Origin of the sequence: Bradyrhizobium sp. WSM471 (assembly GCF_000244915.1) — a bacterium.
In the GTDB taxonomy this organism is placed as follows: Bacteria; Pseudomonadota; Alphaproteobacteria; order Rhizobiales; family Xanthobacteraceae; genus Bradyrhizobium.
In genome coordinates, this window is the sequence record NZ_CM001442.1 from 3,493,762 (window position 1) to 3,513,500 (window position 19,739).

20 protein-coding genes are annotated in these 19,739 nt (G+C 63.7%); 7 read left to right on the plus strand and 13 right to left on the minus strand.

Annotated elements, in window-relative coordinates:
* The first annotated feature begins 921 nt into the window (after positions 1-921).
* Entirely contained in the window at positions 922-2,070 is a 1,149-nt protein-coding gene (locus BRA471DRAFT_RS15210; RefSeq protein WP_007608618.1) for an ABC transporter substrate-binding protein, read from the plus strand.
* A 34-nt stretch (positions 2,071-2,104) separates the two neighbouring features.
* On the opposite strand, the gene BRA471DRAFT_RS15215 is transcribed toward BRA471DRAFT_RS15210, so the two are convergent.
* Positions 2,105-2,863 (minus strand): SDR family NAD(P)-dependent oxidoreductase, encoded by a 759-nt coding sequence (locus tag BRA471DRAFT_RS15215; RefSeq protein ID WP_007608619.1) that lies wholly within the window; start codon positions 2,861-2,863, stop codon positions 2,105-2,107.
* 164 nt (positions 2,864-3,027) lie between these two features.
* On the opposite strand from BRA471DRAFT_RS15215, the gene BRA471DRAFT_RS15220 reads away from it, so the two are divergent.
* Genes BRA471DRAFT_RS15220 through BRA471DRAFT_RS15245 form a run of 6 tightly spaced genes read left to right on the plus strand, consistent with a single transcriptional unit; the run spans position 3,028 to position 8,893 of the window.
* Positions 3,028-4,287: an extracellular solute-binding protein gene (locus BRA471DRAFT_RS15220; RefSeq protein ID WP_007608620.1), complete on the plus strand. Its 1,260-nt coding sequence runs from the start codon at positions 3,028-3,030 to the stop codon at positions 4,285-4,287.
* A 2-nt stretch (positions 4,288-4,289) separates the two neighbouring features.
* On the plus strand, positions 4,290-5,231 hold the full coding sequence (locus tag BRA471DRAFT_RS15225) for a carbohydrate ABC transporter permease (protein ID WP_007608623.1): 942 nt from the start codon (positions 4,290-4,292) through the stop codon (positions 5,229-5,231).
* The gene (locus tag BRA471DRAFT_RS15230; protein WP_007608626.1) at positions 5,224-6,072 is read left to right on the plus strand and encodes a carbohydrate ABC transporter permease; all 849 of its coding nucleotides are present in this window, start codon (positions 5,224-5,226) and stop codon (positions 6,070-6,072) included. The genes BRA471DRAFT_RS15225 and BRA471DRAFT_RS15230 overlap by 8 nt, the downstream gene beginning before the upstream one ends.
* A gap of 22 nt (positions 6,073-6,094) precedes the next feature.
* On the plus strand, positions 6,095-7,192 hold the full coding sequence (locus tag BRA471DRAFT_RS15235; RefSeq protein ID WP_007608627.1) for a Gfo/Idh/MocA family protein: 1,098 nt from the start codon (positions 6,095-6,097) through the stop codon (positions 7,190-7,192).
* 10 nt (positions 7,193-7,202) lie between these two features.
* A complete protein-coding gene (locus BRA471DRAFT_RS15240) occupies positions 7,203-7,847 on the plus strand; it encodes a ThuA domain-containing protein (RefSeq protein WP_007608628.1) in 645 nt (214 codons plus the stop codon).
* Positions 7,844-8,893 (plus strand): LacI family DNA-binding transcriptional regulator, encoded by a 1,050-nt coding sequence (locus BRA471DRAFT_RS15245; protein ID WP_007608629.1) that lies wholly within the window; start codon positions 7,844-7,846, stop codon positions 8,891-8,893. Before BRA471DRAFT_RS15240 ends, BRA471DRAFT_RS15245 begins: the two co-directional genes overlap by 4 nt.
* A 23-nt stretch (positions 8,894-8,916) precedes the next feature.
* On the opposite strand, the gene BRA471DRAFT_RS15250 is transcribed toward BRA471DRAFT_RS15245, so the two are convergent.
* Genes BRA471DRAFT_RS15250 through BRA471DRAFT_RS15305 form a run of 12 tightly spaced genes read right to left on the minus strand, consistent with a single transcriptional unit; the run spans position 8,917 to position 19,737 of the window.
* Complete coding sequence (locus BRA471DRAFT_RS15250) at positions 8,917-9,543, minus strand: FMN-dependent NADH-azoreductase (protein WP_007608633.1); 627 nt, start codon at positions 9,541-9,543, stop codon at positions 8,917-8,919.
* 3 nt (positions 9,544-9,546) lie between these two features.
* The gene (locus BRA471DRAFT_RS15255) at positions 9,547-11,121 is read right to left on the minus strand and encodes an isochorismatase family protein (RefSeq protein ID WP_007608635.1); all 1,575 of its coding nucleotides are present in this window, start codon (positions 11,119-11,121) and stop codon (positions 9,547-9,549) included.
* A 17-nt stretch (positions 11,122-11,138) separates the two neighbouring features.
* Positions 11,139-11,987: an MBL fold metallo-hydrolase gene (locus BRA471DRAFT_RS15260; protein WP_007608636.1), complete on the minus strand. Its 849-nt coding sequence runs from the start codon at positions 11,985-11,987 to the stop codon at positions 11,139-11,141.
* Between the two features lie 41 nt (positions 11,988-12,028).
* The gene (locus BRA471DRAFT_RS15265; protein WP_007608637.1) at positions 12,029-12,913 is read right to left on the minus strand and encodes an amidohydrolase; all 885 of its coding nucleotides are present in this window, start codon (positions 12,911-12,913) and stop codon (positions 12,029-12,031) included.
* Complete coding sequence (locus BRA471DRAFT_RS15270) at positions 12,910-14,031, minus strand: VWA domain-containing protein (RefSeq protein WP_007608638.1); 1,122 nt, start codon at positions 14,029-14,031, stop codon at positions 12,910-12,912. Before BRA471DRAFT_RS15270 ends, BRA471DRAFT_RS15265 begins: the two co-directional genes overlap by 4 nt.
* Positions 14,028-14,909, minus strand: coding sequence for a MoxR family ATPase (locus BRA471DRAFT_RS15275; RefSeq protein ID WP_007608639.1), 882 nt, complete (start codon positions 14,907-14,909; stop codon positions 14,028-14,030). Before BRA471DRAFT_RS15275 ends, BRA471DRAFT_RS15270 begins: the two co-directional genes overlap by 4 nt.
* A 7-nt stretch (positions 14,910-14,916) precedes the next feature.
* A complete protein-coding gene (locus tag BRA471DRAFT_RS15280; protein ID WP_007608650.1) occupies positions 14,917-15,939 on the minus strand; it encodes a xanthine dehydrogenase family protein molybdopterin-binding subunit in 1,023 nt (340 codons plus the stop codon).
* 1 nt (position 15,940) lies between these two features.
* Positions 15,941-17,536 (minus strand): xanthine dehydrogenase family protein molybdopterin-binding subunit, encoded by a 1,596-nt coding sequence (locus BRA471DRAFT_RS15285; protein WP_007608651.1) that lies wholly within the window; start codon positions 17,534-17,536, stop codon positions 15,941-15,943.
* A gap of 11 nt (positions 17,537-17,547) precedes the next feature.
* A complete protein-coding gene (locus tag BRA471DRAFT_RS15290; RefSeq protein ID WP_007593025.1) occupies positions 17,548-18,024 on the minus strand; it encodes a (2Fe-2S)-binding protein in 477 nt (158 codons plus the stop codon).
* A 5-nt stretch (positions 18,025-18,029) separates the two neighbouring features.
* Positions 18,030-18,848, minus strand: coding sequence for a xanthine dehydrogenase family protein subunit M (locus BRA471DRAFT_RS15295; RefSeq protein ID WP_007608652.1), 819 nt, complete (start codon positions 18,846-18,848; stop codon positions 18,030-18,032).
* Positions 18,845-19,294, minus strand: coding sequence for an SRPBCC family protein (locus BRA471DRAFT_RS15300; RefSeq protein WP_007608664.1), 450 nt, complete (start codon positions 19,292-19,294; stop codon positions 18,845-18,847). The genes BRA471DRAFT_RS15295 and BRA471DRAFT_RS15300 overlap by 4 nt, the downstream gene beginning before the upstream one ends.
* A 5-nt stretch (positions 19,295-19,299) precedes the next feature.
* Positions 19,300-19,737: an SRPBCC family protein gene (locus BRA471DRAFT_RS15305; protein WP_007608666.1), complete on the minus strand. Its 438-nt coding sequence runs from the start codon at positions 19,735-19,737 to the stop codon at positions 19,300-19,302.
* Positions 19,738-19,739: the final 2 nt, after the last annotated feature.

Sequence of the window (19,739 nt, forward strand, 5' to 3'; positions counted from 1 at the left end):
CTGATCGAGGGGCCTCGCGGCCGAAACAGCCACGACGGCGTCAACCCCTCTTGTCAAAAATATTCCCCTTTACCGAAATTCGGAAATGGCGTATGTGTCGCCCATCCCGGCTCATCCTTGAGGGGCGATCTTGTGGTCGTCACGTTCGCGAGCCGAGCTTGCGGTGGACGCGGCAGCGTTCGGGTGCGAGAGGCCAAGGGCAGGGCGGATTGCTCTCCGTGAGCCCATGGCTTCGTTCCGACGAGCGGCGCTGTTAGGTTCGTCTCGTCTGTAAGTTTCCGGCTCCGTCGACAGGGCTGGAAAAACTGCGGCGAAAGGGCGGGCCGTGCGTACGGCAAAACCGTGTGGTCCTGGCCGTCGTTGCTACGGTCAAGCCCTGGCGGATGCGGCATCTGCGTCAACCGGCGCGATGCCGGTGACTTTCGCGAAGGCGAGGGAGGCCAAAGAGAACTCGGCTCCCGGGAGAGCACGGCATAAGCCGTCCGACCATCGCGCAGGGAAGGCCGAGTGATTGGCACCACCTGTATGCTGCTGTGCGGTTTTCCTGCGTGTGCTTTTCGCGCAGCGGACCGCGGGTGCGAGGTCAGCACCCGGCCTTCCCTGCGCCCTCTTGGACAAGAGGGTGGAATGACCAAGCAAAGCTCGGGCGAAATGCGCCGCGAGAACGCGGCGGTGCGTCCGCCTACCTCGGAATTCCGGTTCGGCGATCTATGTCTTGTCCCTACCGCTAGGGACAGACACGTTGCCGCGATCCGCTTAGCATGGTTCGCCCGGTTGCTCGGGACCGCAGGAGGAAACGCGTATGTCGGACGACATGCCTTCTGAGGGGCGACGGTACCTCGGGTGCAGCACCTGCAAGCGCGAGCCGGGGCGCCCGATGCAGCCGGCGGAGGCATCAAAGCGGACAGGGAGGAACCGGACATGAAGATCAGTTTCGCGCGAGCCTCGCTTCTTGTGGCATGCGTCCTCTATGGAAATGCTGCTCACGCGGACATCAAAATTGGAATCGTGATTTCGGCAAGCGGCCCCGGATCCGCGCTGGGACAGCCGCAGCTCAAGACGGTTGCAGCTCTTCCGAAAGAGATCGGTGGAGAGAAGGTGACCTATATCGTCCTGGACGACGAGTCGGATTCGACCAAAGGCATCCAGAACGCACGCCGGCTGGTGATCCAGGACAAGGTCGACGTGCTGGTCGGCTCCTCTCTGACCCCGGTGACCATGCCGATGCTGGATGTCGCGCTTGAATCGCAGACGCCGCTGCTGTCGCTCGCTGCCGCTACCGCCATCGTTCAACCAATGGATGAGAAGCGCGCCTGGGCTTTCAAGGTCGTTCCCAATGACGACCTCATGGCGGCTGCCATCCTCAAGCATATCGCGACATCAGGCGTGAAGACGCTCGGCTATATCGGCGTTTCGGATGGGTATGGCGAAGGCTACTACAAGGAGGTGAGCCGCCTCGCGCCTGCGTTGGGGCTGACCGTGACCACACATGAGGTCTACGCGCGCGCCGACACCAGCGTCACCGGTCAGGCGCTGAAGGTGATGTCGACCAATCCCGATGCCGTCTTCATCGCGTCCGCAGGAACTCCGGCGGTCTTGCCGCAGCAGGCGCTCCGCGAGCGCGGATACGCCGGGAAGATATTTCAAACACACGGCGTAGCCAGTGAGGAGTTCATCAAGCTCGGTGGCGCGAACGTCGAAGGTGCGGTATTCGCAGGCGAGGCATTTACCATTGCCGCCGATCTTCCCGCGGGAGATCCATTCCGTCGCTCGACGGAGGAGTTCGTGACCGCGTATGAAGCGGCGAACGGGCAAAAGCCCAACATGTTCGCTGCTCACCTCTGGGATGTCGTGGCGCTGATCGGAAAAGCTGCGCCGGATGCGCTGAAGATGGCAAAGCCTGGCACAATCGAATTTCGCGCGGCTCTGCGGGACGCACTCGAGCGTGGGCAGAACATCTATCTCAACAACGGGCTGTCGAACATGAGCAAGGCCGATCACAATGGCTATGATGAGCGTTCGGCCTTTCTGATCAAGGTCGAAGGCGGAAAGTTTCGCCTGGCAAAGTAGCGGCGCGCCATTGCACGATCTGGTTTGGTCCGCCTCAGACCCAGCCGCCATCGACGATGTAGTGCTGGGCTGTGCAAGCGGAGGCTTCGTCTGAAGCGAGGAAGATGGTGAACTTCGCGACCTCGTCCGGCATGAGTTTGCGCTTCAGGCATTGTCGTTGCATCAGCTCGACCTCGCCCTCTGGCGTCATCCATTTATCGAGCTGGCGCTCAGTCATGATCCATCCCGGCGCTATCGCGTTCACGCGGATATTGTAGGGGCCGTAATCGCGCGCCAGAGAGCGTGTGAGACCGATCACGCCTGATTTGCTGGCGGTGTAGGCGGCCATGCCGCCTTGTCCGGCGATCCACGACACCGAGCCGAAATTGATGATGGCGCCGGTGTTCGCCGCCTTCATGTCCGGCAACACGGCCTGCGCAGCAAAGAACTGGTGCTTCAAGTTGACCGCGATACGGTTGTCCCAATATTCCGGTGTCATTTCCTCGGTGCTGTGCCGCTCGTCATGTGCGGCATTGTTGACGAGGATGTTGATCGCGCCGTGCACGTTGCGCGCCTCCGCGACACCGGCCCGCAACGCGGTGATATCGGTCAAGTCGACACGCATGAAACGCGCGCTAAGACCTTGATCCGACAGCTCGCGTACCAGGGTTTGTCCCTCGTCAACCTTGATGTCGAAGAACACGACATTGGATTTCTGCTGGGCGAAGCGCCGCACGATCGCAGCGCCAATTCCGGATGCGCCTCCGGTGACGAGAACGACCTTGCCGGCGAGGTCGGAATAAACGGCAGCCATGGATATCCCTCGATTTGCGTTGGGGCGGCGCGATGAGCAGCCCGACTCTCCCGCTCACCTTAGCGACCTCCTTCGTGAGGTGCATAGATCAGAATTTTAGTTGCGTACCTCAAAAATCGAAGGCAGGATTGCACCAAAGAATGAAAGCCGTCGGGAGGAATGTGATGAGACTGCTCGGGAAACTGGGACTGGCCGTTCTCGCCTGTCTGTTGGGGGCGAACCTCGCTGCGGCCGAAACGACGGTCAAGTGGCTGCACATCGAGGCCAACCCGGCCCAGGTCAAAATCTGGGAGGAGGTTGCGCGCGCCTATGAGGGGGCGCATCCGGGCGTCAAGGTCGAGATGCAGTTCCTCGAGAACGAGGCCTACAAGGCCAAGCTGCCGACCATCCTGCAATCCAAAGACCGACCCAACATCATCTACAGCTGGGCCGGCGGTGTGCTGAAGACGCAGATCGAGGCCGGCGTGCTCGACGACATCACCGATTCTGTGAAAGGCTACAGCGACAGTCTCACACCCGCGGCGCTCGCCGCCTTCACCAGCAGCGGCCGCGTTTATGGTCTGCCCACGGCGCTCTCGCAGGTCGGCTTCCTCTGCAACAACGAGCTGATGGCCAAGGCGAAGGTCGATCCTGCCGGGATCAAGAGCTGGGACGATCTACTTGCTGCCGTGAAGGCGTTGAAATCCGCCGGCGTGACCCCGATCGTGGTCGGCGGCGCCGACAAATGGCCACTGCACTTCTACTGGACGCATCTTGCTGTGCGCATCGGCGGCAAGGCGGCGTTCGATGCGGCGCTGCGCGGCGAGAACGGGGGCTTTGCCGGGGAAACCTTCCAGAAATCCGGCGAGCTGTTCAAGCAACTCGTGGATCTCCAACCTTTCCAGAATGGCTTCCTTGGTTTCAAGAACCCGCAGGCGGTCGGCTATTTCGGGGACGGCAAGGCGGCGATGACGCTCGCGATCAGCACGGTCTATCATCTGCAGCGCGCTCTCGCCGCTGACAAGGTCGGATTGACCGAAGACAAGATCTGCTGGTTCGACTTCCCGGTCGTGACCGGCGGCAAGGGCGCGCCGACCGATACGCTCGGGGGCATCACCGGTTGGCTGGTTACGAAAGGCTCGCCGAAGGAAGCCGTCGATTTCCTGAAATACTTCGTCTCCAAAGAGGTGCAGACGCGGCTTGCCGCCGGCAACTTCATTATCCCGGTGGTGCAGGGCGCGGATGTCGGCCTCAACAACGCCTTCATGAAGCTGATCGCCGCCAATCTGGCAAAGTCGAACTATCACCAGAACTTCTATGACCAGAGCCTGGGTCCGTCGGTCGGCCGCGTCGTCAACGACGTCACGGCCGAGATCGCCGGCGGCAGCATGAGCCCGCGACAGGCTGCCAAGGCGATCGAGGCGGCGTGGAAGCAGGGCAACTGACGGTGGCGCGGCGGACCGCGAGCGTGTCGGCGATCGGCGCTGCTGGCGAGATGGTGCCCCAGGTCACGGTCCGTGGCCCGAGTTGGGACGGCAGGCTGACGGTGCTCATCCTGTTCCTGCCGCCGGCGCTGCTATTGTTCACGTTGTTCGTTGTGCTGCCGATCGGCGAAGCAGCCTGGTATTCGGGCTTCAATTGGAACGGGTTCGGCAGGCCGACCAGCTGGATTGGCTTGGACAATTACCGCTTCGTGCTGGAGACCCGCGCCTTCTGGCTCGCGCTGCGTAACAACGGCCTGATCATCGCTGTTTCGCTCGCCATCCAGCTACCGCTTGCGCTCTCCCTGGCCTTGATGCTGGCCGAACGCTTTCGGGGGGCGGTGGCGCTGCGCATGTTGTTCTTCATGCCTTATATCCTGGCGGAGATCGCAACCGGGCTGATCTTCAGCTTCGTCTATGATGGCGACTACGGCCTTGTGGCTTCGATCTGGCGCAGCTTCGGCGCCGAGCCCCCGCATCTGCTTGCCTCGACGGATACGGCCATGCTGGCGGTGCTGATCGTGGTCGTCTGGAAGTACTTTGGCTTCCACATGATGCTGTTCATCGCGGCGCTCCAGGGCCTCGACAAGAGCCTGGTCGAGGCGGCGCGCATCGACGGCGCGACCCGATCGCAAGCCTTGCGGCATGTGGTCATCCCGTTGCTCTATCCGACGATAAGGCTCTCCGTGTTCTTCGCCATCGTCGGCTCGCTGCAGCTGTTCGACCTCGTCATGCCCCTGACGCGCGGCGGACCAGCGGACTCCTCGAACACGATGGTGAGCTTCCTCTACAACAACGGCATCTCGCGGATGCGGGTCGGCTACGGCAGCGCCATCGGCGTCATTTTGTTTGCGATCTGCGTGACCTTTGCCTTCACGTACAAGCGATGGTTCATGCGCGATGAGTAACGCCAAGGCGATCCGTGCGCCGTTCGATCCCTCAATGCTGTTCAAGATGGTGTTCCTCGCCGTCGTTGCCATCATCGTAGTGGTACCGCTGCTCGCGACCTTGTTCGGTGGCTTCAAATCGCTCGGCGAATTGCGCGTCAATCCGTTCGGCTTGCCACGTCACTGGGAGTGGAAGAACTATGCTGATATCCTGTTCTCGGCACGTTACTGGCAGCTCTTGCGCAATTCGCTGATCATCTCGACCCTCACGGTGGCACTGACCCTGATCGTCGCCTCGATGGCGGCGTTCACCTTCGCCCATATCCGGTTCTACGGCAGCTCGATGCTGCTGAGCTACCTGACGCTGGGCCTGCTGTTTCCGGCCGCGACGGCGGTGCTGCCGCTCTTCATCAAGGTGCGCGATCTCGGATTGCTCGATACATATTTTGGCGTTGCCCTGCCGCAGGCGGCCTTCGGTCTGGCGATGAGCGTGCTGCTGCTGCGGCGTTTCTTCAGGGACATCCCGTACGAACTGCTAGAGGCCGCGCTGGTCGACGGCTGCAGCTATATCAAGTTCTTCCGCTATGTGACGTTGCCTTTATCCCGGCCGATCCTGGCGACCGTCGGTACCATCACATTCGTCAACAGCTGGAACGCCTATCTGCTGCCACTGGTGATGCTCAACACCGACGCGCTCTACCCCTGGCCGCTCGGTATCATGGTTTATCAGGGCGAGTATTCGTCCGAGTGGCATCTGATCCTGGCCTTCATCACGTTGACCATCCTGCCGACGATCATTCTCTTCCTCCTGGCGCAGAAACACATCGTTGCAGGCCTCACCGCCGGCGCGGTCAAGGGATGAACGGTACCTCACGGAGATCACAATGAGAAAAGTCGGCATCGGCATCATCGGCTGCGGCAATATCAGCACCGCTTATCTGAAGGCGGCCCAGCGCTTCCCGGTCATGGAAATCAAGGCGCTCGCCGATATGCGCAGCGATGCGGCAGAGCGGCAGGGCGCCGCCTTCGGGCTGCCGGCAATGCGGGTTGATCAACTGCTCAAACGGGACGATATTGAGATCGTCATCAATCTCACCGTGCCACTCGCCCACACTGACGTCAGCCTGGCGGTGTTGACCGCCGGCAAGCACGTTCATTCCGAGAAGCCGCTCGGCATCAACGTCACGGAAGCCCGCAAGGTGATGGATCTCGCCGCGCAAAAGGGTCTTCGCGTCGGCTGCGCGCCCGATACGTTCCTTGGCGGTGGGCACCAGACCGCGCGCAAACTGATCGACGATGGCGCGATAGGCACGCCCGTGGCCGGCAGCGCGTTCTTCGGCTGCCCCGGCCACGAGCGATGGCATCCGGCGCCGGGTTTCTACTATTTGCGCGGCGGCGGGCCTATGCTTGACATGGGCCCGTACTACATCACCGATCTCGTGCAGTTGCTCGGCCCCGTGGCGAGCGTGATGGGCTCGACCGCGCGTCCGAAATCCGAGCGGCTTGTCACGAGCCAGCCGATGAACGGAACGCTGATCCCGGTCGAAGTCTCGACCCATGTGGCCGGCACGCTCGAATTCGAGAGCGGGGCGGTCGTCTCGATCGCGATGAGCTTTGATGTGCCGAAGCACCGGCACGCGCCGATTGAGATCTATGGCGACAAGGGCAGCATGCTCGTGCCCGACCCGAACCGCTTCGGCGGCGAGGTGCAGGTCGCCAAGACCGGCGGCGACTGGGAGCCGGTGCCGCTGACCCACGGTCATGTCGATGGCGAGTTCCGTTCCATTGGCGCGGCCGATATGGCCTCCGCGATACTGAACAACCGGCCGCATCGTGCGAGCGGCGCGCTCGCTTTCCACGTGCTGGAGGTGATGGAAGCGTTCCAGATCTCTGCCGACGAAGGGCGACGCGTCAAGATCGAGAGTTGCGTCGAGCGGCCGGAGATGCTCCCGGCCGGGCGTGAAACCGGACAGATCGACTAAGGACAGAAACATGCGCAAGGCAATGATTGTATGGGGCGGTTGGCCGGGGCACGATCCCGATCTCTGTGCTTCGATGATCCGCGGCTGGCTGAAGGCGGAAGGCTTCGAGGTGCGGACCGAAACCACCACCGCCGCGTTCGCCGATCCCGCGATTCACGACCTGTCGCTGATCATCCCGATCTATACCATGTCGAAGATCGAGAAGGCGGAAGCGCTCAATCTCTGCGCTGCGGTCCGGAGCGGCGTCGGGCTCGCCGGCCATCATGGCGGCATGGGCGACGCGTTCCGCGATTCCGTCGACTACCAGTTTCTGTGCGGCGGGCAGTGGGTTGCGCATCCCGGCAACATCATCGACTACAAGGTCGACTTGACGAAGCCGGATGATCCCATCATGAAGGGCCTGAAGAGCTTCGAGCATCGTTCCGAGCAGTACTACATGCATATCGATCCCGCCAACGAGGTGTTGGCGACGACGACCTTCACCGGCGAGCACGCGCCCTGGATCGAGGGCGTGGTGATGCCCGTAGTCTGGAAGAAGCGATACGGCGCGGGCAGGGTGTTCTACTCCTCGCTCGGCCACCGCGCTTACGAGCTCGACGTACCGGAGATCCGTACGTTGATGACCCGTGGCATGTTGTGGGCGGCGCGCGAATGAATGCTGGCGCGACCCAGCCGGTGATTCGTGCCACGCTTGAGGACGTTGCGCGCACGGCGGGTGTTTCGCTCGCCACCGTCGACCGCGTCGTCAACCGGCGCGAGGGCGTGCGCGCCAAGACCGTGGCGCGGGTCGAGGCCGCCGTGGCAAAACTCGGCTATCGAGCCGACGTCGCGGCCGCTCGGCTTGCCCGGGGGCAGACGTTCCGGTTTGCCTTCGTGCTGCCGACCGGTAGCAACAGCTTCATGACCAACTTGACCGAGCAGGTCCAGCGCACCGCGGACTGGCTCGCCGGCCAGCGCGGTTTCATTGATATCCTCCATGTCGACGTGTTCGATCCGGATGTACTCGCCGCCGCGCTGGAAAATCTCTCGCCGGCGTATCAGGGCGTCGCCGTCATCGCGCTCGATCATCCCAGGGTGCGCGCCGCGATCGACGAACTCGCCGCGCGCGGGGTCGCTGTGGTGACCCTCGTGTCGGACGCGCCGACCTCGCGCCGGATGCACTATGTCGGCATCGACAACCCGGCGGCAGGCCGCACCGCTGCAACGCTGATGGGACGGTTCCTCACTGGTCGCGAGGGGACGGTGGCCGTGATCGCGGGATCGTTGTCGCTGCGCGATCACACCGAACGGCAATTCGGCTTCCACCAGATCCTGTCCAGCGAGTATCCGAACCTGCTCGCGCTGCCGGTGATCGAGGGCCGCGACGACAGCGAGCGGACGCGGGAGCTCACTGCAGCACTGCTCGCGAGACAGCCCGACCTGCGCGGCATCTACTGCTGCGGCGCCGGGAACCGTGGCATCGCCGATGCGCTCGAGGCCTCGGGACGCGTGCGCGAGGTGGTCTGGATTGCGCATGAGCTGACAGAGTACACACGGCGTTTCCTGGTCCGCGGCGCGCTCGATGCCATCATCAACCAGGATCCCGGCCACGAGGCACGGTCTGCGGCGCGAGTCCTGCTCGCGCATTGTTCGGGTGAGCCCATCAGCCCCGACCAGGAGCGCATTCGTATCGATATTTTTTTGCGGGACAATCTGCCGTAACTTCGAGTCGCTTGCGGAGTGCATCAGAAGCTCGCGGCCATTGCTGCCAGGCGTTGATGGGCTCGTTCGCGGGCCGCCTCAATGGGCTCTGGCGGTCCGGTGGTTGGTCCGATTGGAATGAACCGGACATTGTTGATACCGACAAAACGCAAAATTTCGCGCAGGTAAGGCGTTGCCATGTCGATGCGCCCGCGGTTCATTCCGGTGGCGAAATCGCTGCCACTGGCAATGATGACGATGGTCGGCCGGTCCTTCAGCAGCGGGACATACCCTAGCGAAGGGTCGAACCGAAAGGTGAGGCCGGGCTGGACGATGACGTCGAACCATTGCTTGAGCTTATAGGGAATGCTGAAGTTCCACATCGGCGTCGAAATCAGCACCCGCTCGGCGAGCGCTAAGCGCACCGCCATCCGCTCGGCTTCCGCGAAGCTGTCCCGCTGCGCGTCGTTGAAGGCTTGCGCCTTCATCCGTGCATATTTGGCTTCGACAATCGGGCCTGAAAACTCCGGCAGGCGCTCGCGCCAGATATCCATGACGTCCACGTCCCAGTCGGGCCGAGCTCGGCGAAAGCCGTCAACGAAAACGCGTGCGCCGGCGCTCGACCAGGAGCCGTCGCGGGGCGAGCAGGACAGGTGCAGGAGCTTAGCCACCGCTCATCCCAGCGCTTTGATGACCGCATCGGCCTTGGTTACGACGGCGACGTTCTGCATGGCGAAGTTGATCGACGCGGCGTGCCAATCGGCATTCATGGTCGAGCAGCAATCCTCGGGAACGATCATGAAGTAGCCCTTGTCGGCGCCGGTCCGCGCCGTGTGCTCGACCGACATGTTGGTCCAGGCGCCGGTATTGATGATCATGTCGCGACCGGTGGCTTTCAGGATCGTTTCGAGTCGCGTGCCTTCCCAGGCGCTCATTCGCACCTTCTCGACCACGAAATCGCCGGGCCGTGGTTCGAGACCTGACACCGGTGCCGCGCCCCAGCTTCCGCGCACCATCGCCCTGCTGTCGACGAGCCCCTCGAACAGCGGCGCATTCAGCGTCACGCCGGGCGCGCCGGGCTCGACGACGAACCAGACATGGATGACGGCGACGCCGCGCGCCCGCGCGGTTTCCGCCAGGCGACGAACATTCTCGACGACATGCTGCTGGCGAGCATGCCCGGGCGCACCGGAATCGGCAAAGGCACCACCGTCCATGATGACGTCGTTCTGGAGATCCTGGATGATCATGGCGCAGCGTCGCGGGTCGAGCTGCATCTCACCATCGGCGAGTATGGGTGCAGCGGAAGCAGAGCCGGCGGCCGCTGTGCCGCCGCCTCGCTTGCCGCTCATATAGGGCTCGTGGCGCGGTCCGACCTTGGTGGGAATGGCATAGACCGAGTGCGTCGAAGTCAGGTACAGCGTGCGAAAATCCGGCCCGCCCCAAGTAAGGTTGGCGACGAGCTCGGGCAGGCGGAGCTTGCCGAGCAGCTCGCTCCGCGGCGAATAGACCCAGACCCCGCCGGGTGCGGTAACCCAGACGTTGCCGTGCTGGTCGCACTTCATGCCGTCGGGCAAGCCGGGCTCGAGCTCGGAGCGGATGCCGCTTGCGAATACACGCGCACTCGACAGCGAGCCGTCGCCGTTGACGTCGAATACGCGGATCAGTGACTGCACGGTGTCGTTGACATAGAGCAGTTTCTCGTCGGGCGAGAAGCACAGCCCGTTCGGCTGGTCGAACAGATTGCGGTCAACGACCAGCTTCGGCTCGGCGCCGGGCACGACGCGATAGACGCCCTGGAAACCAAGCTGCCTTGGCCGCTCGACGCCATAGACTGGCATGCGGCCGTACCAGGGATCCGAGAAATAGATCGCGCCGGAGGAGTGCACGCAGACGTCGTTGGGGCTGTTAAGCTCCTGCCCCCCAAAGTGCGAGGCAAGCACCTCGCGCCGCCCGTCCGGCCGCTCGCGGATCAACGACGATGTCGCGTGCTCGCAAACGATCAAATTGAGCTCAGCGTCATAGGTCATGCCGTTGCATTTGTTCGACGGACGTTTGACCTCGGCGATGCCGCGCCGCGCATCCCAGCGCCGGCGCACGTCGCCCGGCATGTCCGAGAACAGCAGATAATGATCGACCGGATGCCAGATCGGTCCCTCCGTGAAGTCAAAACCGGTGCCGATCTGCGCGGCCGGTGCGTAAGGATCGATCAGGGTCTCGAATTCGGAGCGCAAGGTGACGTGCGTCATCGTCCATCCTCTGGCGTCTAGGCCGGAAACCAGCTGCGCTGGGGCAGGGACTGCACGACCGGTCCAGGCACCTGGTCGTGCAGCCGGCCGACGACGGTGCCGCCTTCGATCTTGGCGGGACGGTCGTGGACCGGCAGCAGATAGCGCGAATTGCTGAGCAGCTTCTTGATGGCGGCCTTCTCGGCGCGCTTGGTGGTGCCGTGGTTCCCCGTGGTGCGCGGCTCCCAGTCATGGATCTCGTTGAAGGGCGTCACGATCTGGTCGTTGAAATCGTAGATCACGTCGCCGCAGATGGTGGCGATGCCGTCGGCGGTTTCGACGATGATGTTCATCGAGCCCTCGGTATGCGCATTCGCAGCGTCGCAGTAGACGCCCGGCATCAGCTCGATAGGACCTGTGATCTCGAGGTCGAGAAAGCGCAGCGCACTCTTGGTGTGCAGACGGTCGATCAGATGCTTGATATCCGGCGCCGGATATTGCGGATGCATCAGGCCGGACACGGAATATTCAAGCTCCCGACGGTTGAGGACGACGGTCGTGTTCATCGGAAACAGATCGTCCTTGCCGGCGTGGTCGATGTGCAGATGGGTGTGGCAAACGAAGCGCACATCACCCATCCGCACGCCGTGCCGCGCAAGCTGGTTCTCGATCATGTGCTCGTGATACTGCAGGCCGCGCATGCCCAGCGTTTCCATAATCTGGTTGGAGCGGTAACCCGTGTCTACCACGACCGGATACTTGCCGCCGAGGATCAGGAAACCGAGGGTGAGGACGCGGCGGGTGCGGCCGCAATCGCGGCCGAGAACCAAAAAGCTCGATTCCAGCTCAATATCGCCATAGTCCAGAATCTTGATCTCCAGCGGCATTCCGTCCCTCCCTGTGTCCGTTCTCGTTGTTTCCTCGGCGCTCAGAGCCGATAGACGCGCATGGCAGTGGTCCTGAAAACGGCTTCGCGCTGATCATCGCGTAGCGGCGCCGCGGCGGCACGGAATGCATCGATCAACTCGCGGTAGCTGGTCCACAATTTCTCGATCGGAAAATTCGAGCCGAACAGGCAGCGTTCGGCGCCGAAGATCGCAATCGTATCGGTCAGGACGGACGCGATATGCGCGGGGTCGTTGCGGTGGATGAAGGTTCCGAGCCCCGACAGTTTCGACACGACGTTCGGGCATGCGGCGAGGCGGGCCATCCCGGCGCGCCAGCCAGCGCGACCTGCAGGTGAAAGATCCTCCAGCATGCCGGCGTGCTGGAGGATGAAGGTCACCTTGGAACAGGATTCCACAAGGCGTGCGGCGTCCGACATCTGCGGCGTGAACACCTGAAGGTCAAAGCTCCAGCCATACTCTGCAAGGCGGGCGATATTGCGCTGGATCACGGGATCGGTGCAGAGATCCGGCCGCGCGGCAAAGCGATAAAGAGGGTTCTCGTGCCAATGCAGTTGCATGCGAACGCCGCGTACGAGGGCATAGCGCTTCAGGCGGTCGAGCTGTGGACGCACGTCATCCACTGAAAAGTCGGCGTAAGCTACGATGGCATGCGGCCAGCCGTGCTCCTCGGCGGTCTGCTGCACCCAGGCGGCCTCGTCCTCGAAGCGGTCATTGGCCCAGTTGGTCTGGACATAGACCGACCGGGTAACGCCGCTGCTTTCGAGGTCGCGGAGATATTCCTCTATAGGGTAATCGCGCCGGATCGGCTCGTACAGACCGAAGATGCGCGGTTGCATCGGACCGACCAGCCAGGGCAGGTCGGCCTGGCGCCAGATATGATGGTGCCCATCGACGATGTCCGTCACGCAACTCTCCTTTGTCCCAGCGCCAGCACATGCGCGACGATCGACGCGCTCGATCCACCATCGACGAGGTCATCGACGAAGCGTTCGATCGCGACCAGCGCTTCGGTCTGCGGCCGAAAGCCGGGACCAGCCGCGAGCGGCGTGAGCCAGCTCACGCGCCACGCACGACGCGATAGTTTCGCGACCGCATCGCGCAACGCATCGGGTTCGCCCCGCTCCAGGCCGTCGGAAACGATGATAACGGCCGCCCCCCGCGCGTATCCGCCGAAGCGGGGCACGGCGAGAAAGGCCTGAAGCGCGTCTCCGATTCGGGTGCCGCCGTCCCAGTCGCTGACCGCATGGGCCGCGGCCCTGAGCGCCTGCTCTCGACTCTTGAGACGCAACGGACGGGTGATGTGGGTCAGCCGCGTGCCGAAGGTGAAGACCTCGACGTTGGGCGCCGCCTGCACCAGCGTGTGCGCGAGCTTCATATTCTCTTCGGTGCGGGTCTTCATCGAGCCGGAGACGTCAATCAGAAGCAACAGCTTGCGTGGGCGTTGTCGCCGCTTCAAACGTCCCAGCCGGAGGATTTCGCCGTCGCTGCGAACGGACTCGCGCAGGGTCCGGCGCAAATCCGCGTAGGGCCCGCTGCGAGCCCGCATGCGGCGATGGCCGCGCCGCTTCGGCAGGCGCCTGGGCGCCTCGCGGGACAGCCGGCGCAGCGCATCGGTCGTCGAGAGCTGCGCAAAGCGGCGCTCGACCAGGGCTTCGGCGCGCGCAGCTGCGAAACCGGATTCATTGGCTTCGTCCGACAACAGCGGCTCATCGTTTCCGCGGGCCTGCTCTTGCAGCCGAACAGTCTCGTCGTCCTCACCGTCGTTGACGCGCTCGATGGCCTCGTTTCCGCGAAAGTGCAGATCGAACAGCCGGTCGAACGTTGCGCGACGCTCCGGTGGAGGGGCCAGTGTTGCGAGGGCTGCCTGCCGAATGTCCTCCAGGCTGCGGGGGCCGAGCAACTGGATCGCGGCCAGGAACGAGGTCGTCTGTTCCGGTGCGACGGCAAACCCGTTCGTTCGCAGCAGCCCCACGAACGAGATAAAAACACGCGCAGCGCGCGGCAGTTCGGGTTCGGCGCTCATGCAGAGGCCTCCGCCAGCAGGGCGTCCAGCCGCGGCGAAATGAAGTGCAGATCCTCCTCGTCTTTCAGGGCAACGCCGATCGAGCGCCTGAAGGCATCGGGCCACCGCGCGCCGCCCTTGTGCAGCAGCGTGGCGGCTTCAGCCCAGTCGACCGCCTCGGCAATCCCGGGCGCCTTGCTGAGCGGCTCGCGCCGCAGCTTCTCGACGGCCGCGACGACGGCCCGCGCGGTCCCCTCGGCGACGCTGGAGGCCCGCATCATCACGATGCGCGCTTCGCGCTCGGCGGAAGGATAACCGATCCAGTGATAGACGCACCGCCTCCGCAACGCTTCATGAAGATCCCGCGTGCGGTTTGAGGTCAGGACGACGACCGGGCGCTCGGAGGCGCGCACCGTGCCGCGCTCCGGGATCGAGATCTGGAAGTCGGATAGAAACTCGAGCAGGAAGGCTTCGAATTCCTGGTCGGCGCGATCGATTTCGTCGATCAACAGCACAGTCGAGTCAGGTGCGCGCAACGTCGCCAGCATGGGTCGCTCGATCAGAAACGTTTCGCCATAGATGTCGATGCTCTCATCGCCAGCCTGACGGATGGCGAGCATCTGGCGCGGATAGTTCCATTCATAGAGTGCGGCGGACGCATCGATGCCTTCGTAGCATTGCAGGCGGATCAGGCGGCGGCCGAGGACGGCGGCAATAGCTTTGGCGGCCTCGGTCTTGCCGACGCCCGGCGCGCCCTCGAGCAGCAATGGCTTGCCGAGTGCCAGCCCGAGATAGGCTGCGGTCGCCAGTCCCTCGTCGGCGAGGTAATAGGCCGCCCGTAATGCCTTCTCCAGTGCCTCGGGGCTGTCGATGCCGACGATGTTGCTGCGGACGGCCATCGAGACCTCAGCGCCGCGCCTGAGGGCGCGCGCCGCCCTCGGCCCTGATCGCGCGCAGCACCTTCTCCGGCGTAATCGGGAGATCGTCGATGCGGACGCCGACGGCGTTGAAAATGGCATTCGCAACCGCCGGCAATACGGGATTCGCGCACATTTCGCCGGGACCCTTGGCGCCGAAGGGGCCATCGGGAGCGGGACGTTCCAACACGGCGATGTCGTGCGGGCAGATGTCGCCAGGACCGGGCATGACATATTCGACGAAGTCGCGAGGGCCATGGATAGGGTCGGGATAATAGGGTTCAGGCGTCTCGTAGAGCGCGTGACTGACGCCCATCCACGCGCCGCCGACGAGCTGTTGCTCGACCAGGCGCGGGTTGAGCGCACGGCCGAGCTCATAGGCGGAGTCCATGCGGATCATCGTGACCTCGCCGGTCTCGTCGTCGACCTCGACCTCGGCGACGAGACAGGCGTGGGCGTAGCAGGTCGCCGGCGACATCTCGCCGGTTTCCGGATCGACATTGGATAGGGGAACCAGGAAGATGCCACGACCCGCGATGGTCTTGCCCTGCTTGAACTGCGCCGCGATGGCGACGTCCTTGGTGGAGATCGAGCGGTGCGGCGCGCCCTTGACGTGGATGTTGCCACGCCCGTCGGTTTCGAGATCGGCGGCGTTGACCTCGAGTTCCTCCGCGGCAGCCTCCATCATCACGCCGCGCGCCTCGCGCGCCGCCGCCATCACGGCATTGCCGACGCGATGGGTGCCGCGCGAGGCGAACGAGCCCATGCAATGCGGGCCGGTGTCGGAATCGGCGGTGTCGACATAGACGTCCTCGACGGGTACGCCGAGCGTCTCTGCGCAAATCTGTCGCGTTACCGACTTCATGCCCTGACCGAGGTCGATCGAGGATAGCGCCACGGTGAACTTGCCGCTTGGATTGGAATGAACCAGGGCTTGGCTGGGATCGCCGCCGAGGTTCATGCCGATGGGATAATTGACCGACGCGATGCCGCGTCCGCGATGTCGGGTCATCTCAACGCCTCCTGGTGCCGAACACGGATGAGAATCGGCCCGCCCCATGCGAGGGCGATGTTGGTCGTGGTGGCTGCGGCGGGGCCGGCGCTGGGGGTGAGGGCTCGCGCGGTGGTTCGTGCAACGCGGCCGTCGGCAGGCGATCATAGCTCGTGCGCTGCTGCGCCGGCGCGGTTGTCCGTGCGTGGGTGTCGGCAGGCGTCCGTGGGATGGCGGCGCGGCTGCCGCCTCCGTCCTTGCGGGAAGAGGCGCGCTTGAACTCGTCGCGGATCGGCCATTTGGCTTTCTCGGCAGCGACCTGGACGCACTCGATCAGTGCCGTGTTCTTGGCCTCGCGCCGATGCGCCTTCATGTCGCCGTCGCGATAGGCATTGAGGATACGGAACTCCATCGGATCCATGCCGACGAGGTTCGCGAGCTTGTCCATCTGGCACTCGATCGCAAAATCCATTGCCGTGACGCCGAAGCCGCGCATCGCGGTTGCCGGCGTACGGTTGGTGAAGACGCAGTAGACATCGCCGTAGACGTTCGGAATGGTGTAGGGCCCTGGCAGGTGGGCTGCGCATTTGACCGCTGCATAGCTCGAGAGCCGCGTATATGCGCCGCTGTCGAAATATGCGCGGATCTTTCGCGCGACGACACGGCCGTCGCGCATCACGCCGTCCTTGATGTAGATGCGCTCGGCGCCGCGCGGCGGGCCGTATTGCATCTCTTCTTCGCGTCCGAACACGTAGCGCACGGGACGTCCCGTCAGCATCGCACCCAGGATGCATAAAGGTTCGGTCAGCGTGTCCACCTTGCCGCCAAAGCCGCCGCCGACGGTGCCGCCAATGAAATGGAAGGTGTTCGAGGGGACATCGAGAATCTTGGCGCAGGTGTCGACTGAGAAGAACAGTGCCTGCGTCGACGTATAGACGACATAGCGCCCGTTGGTGTCTGGCGCCGCGATCGAGCCGTTGGTTTCGGTCGGCGCGTGCTCGATCGGCGACATCTGGTAGCGCTGCTCGAGCACGTGATCGGCGGTCGCGAGCGCGGCATCGGCATCGCCGAAGCGGAGTTTTTGGTGGTCATATACGTCGTGATAAATGAAGGCATTCTTCGGATAAGTATCGTTGACGACCGGTGCGCCGGCCTTCAACGCATCTTCCACGTCGAACACGGCAGGCAACGGTTCATAGTCGATCCGCACCTTTGCAATCGCCTCGAACGCCTCGCGCTCGCTGTCGGCGACGACAGCCAGGATCGGTTCGCCCTTGTAGCGGACCTTGTCGACGGCCAGCGACGGTTCGTCGTCCTTGCCGAAATTGATCAGGCTCAAGAGCGTGTTGAGGTTACGGGGCACGTCGGAGCCGCGGATGATCCGGCGCACGCCGGCCGAGCGCTCGGCGTCTGCGGTGTCGATCCGTCGGATCCTTGCATGCGAATGGGTCGAGCGGACGACTTTCAGGTGCAGCATGCCCTGGAGCTTGTGGTCGTTGAAATAGCTCGATGTGCCCGTGACATGGCCGAGCATGTCCTGGCGCTGTGTGCCCTTGCCGATCTCGTTGAGATTATCGTCGCGCTCGTCGGCGAAAATGTCTTTGCGCAGTTCCAGCATGGTCTGGTCCTTCAGGCGCTCACCCGGCCGCCGGAGGCGGCGAGGATGGCGTTGATGATCGGCTCGTAGCCGGTGCAGCGGCAGATGTTGCCGGAGATCGCCTCGACGATCTCGGCGCGGCTCGGGGAGGGATTGCGGTCGAGCAGCGCCTTGGCCGCCATCAGCATGCCCGGCGTGCAATAGCCGCACTGCGCAGCGAAATTCTCGGCGAAAGCGCGCTGCAGCGGATGCAGGTTTGGTCCCTGCTTCAGGCTATCCAGCGTCTCGACGGAGCGGCCGGCGACGGTCTCGGCCAGCGTCAGACAGGAGAGATGAAGCTCGCCGTCGATCAGGACGCTGCACGTGCCGCAGCCCCCCTGGCCGCAACCGAACTTCGGAGTCATGTCGCCGATCAATTCGCGAAGCGCGACGAGCAGGTTGGTGCCGCCATCGACGAAAATGGCGACATCGCTGCCGTTGTGACGAAATTGCAGGGCAGTCTTGGCCATACGATTTATTCCTGACCCAAAAGAAGGCGACGCAGATGGACGCCGACGATCTCGCGGCGGTACCAGGCGCTGCCGAGCGCGTTGTCGGACGGCGATGTTCCTTCCACGGCTGCAGAGGCTGCGGCCGCAACGGTTGCTGCATCGAGCGCGCGGCCTTCCAGAGCGCGTTCGGCCGCCCGCGCGCGTATTTGCGTCGGCGCCATCGATCCCAATGCAATTCGTGCCCCGGCGATCCGTCCGCCACTGATTGGCAGATGTGCGGCGAGCGTGATGACCGAGCCGCCCTTGGGCTTGATCCGTGCGATCTTGCGGTAGCGAAAAGCCTCCGCGCTGGTGGGTCGCGTGCACGACACCGACAGCACGAGCGTGCCCGCCTGCCTTTCGCGCGACTGCAAGAACTCCTCAATTGGAATGTCGCGCGATCCAAAGCCGCCTTGCAGCGCAACCGTGGCATCGAGCGCAAGCAGGGCGACGGTGAAATCGCCATAGGGATTTGGCGCGAACAGATTGCCGCCCACCGTACCCATGTTGCGCACTGCCGGGCCACCAATCGAGCGGGCAGGGGCGTGCAGGAAAGCGAGGTCGCGCTCGCCCAGAATCCGGGCGAAAGTTACGCCAGCCCCCAGTGTGATCCGCGGGCCGGATGGGTCGATCCGCGTCAAGGCATGGTCATTGGCGCGCACGACGGTCGAGATCGAGATGTCGCCTTCGTTCAGTGCGCGCATCACGAGCGTGCCGCCGCCGAGATAGCGCGCGTTGCGGTCGGACGACAGCGCGGCGGCGGCCTCGCTCGAGCTCGTGAAGGTCTTCACGGTCACGGTCATGTTGACACAGCCTCCTTGAGGTACAGGCGGATCGCGTCGAACCCCGCCTGGTAGATATCTTCCGCGACCATGTGGGTGATGCGGTCCTTGTCCTCCGGCCGTGTCGAGAAGCGGGATTCCCAGTGCCAGAAGGTGCGGTCGCCGTCCGTCACGGGCAGCAGGCGGATGTGGGCTACGTAGTTGAACATCGGGACCGGCGTATCGAGCAGGCAATAGCTGAAGGTCTGCTCCAGATCCGACAGCGTCAGCAATTGCTCGCGCAGCTCGGAGCCGTCCTGGAGCTTGAACCGCCTGACGCAGCCGATCTTGTCTGAGGCCTGCGCACGCTCGATCGTGGAGGTCGCGACCGCCGGATGCCAACGATCGTGCCCGTTGAAGTCGCGCAGCACCGCCCACACGGAGCCGGTCGGCGCATCCAGGATCGTGCTCTTGACGATATGCGGCACGGCGCTCAGCCTCCGAACTGGCGCTTGAGGGCGTCGAAGCCGCCCTGGAACACGCCGCCGCCGATACTCGCGACGAGCTCCGGCTCCCGCTCGGGTGCGCAGTCGAACTCGGCGGTCCATTCCATGAAGGTCTGGTCGCCATCCGTGACGGGCGTCAGCCGAAGCGTCGCGACGTAGTCCTCGACCCCCATCGGGGATTCGAGGATCGAGTAGGTGCAAAACATGTCGTAATCGGACAGGCCGAGCAGCTTCTCCCGGATGCGATCTCCGTTGCGCAGGCGAAAGTCCCTGACGCAGCCGATCTTGTCAGAGGGCTCGCCGCCCTCGATACGGCTTTCCGCGATCGCCGGATGCCAGTTCGGCAGACCGTTGAAGTCGCGTACCCGCGCCCAGACGCGATCGTTGCGTGCGTTGACGACGGTTGAGACGTAGACGCGGGCCATGG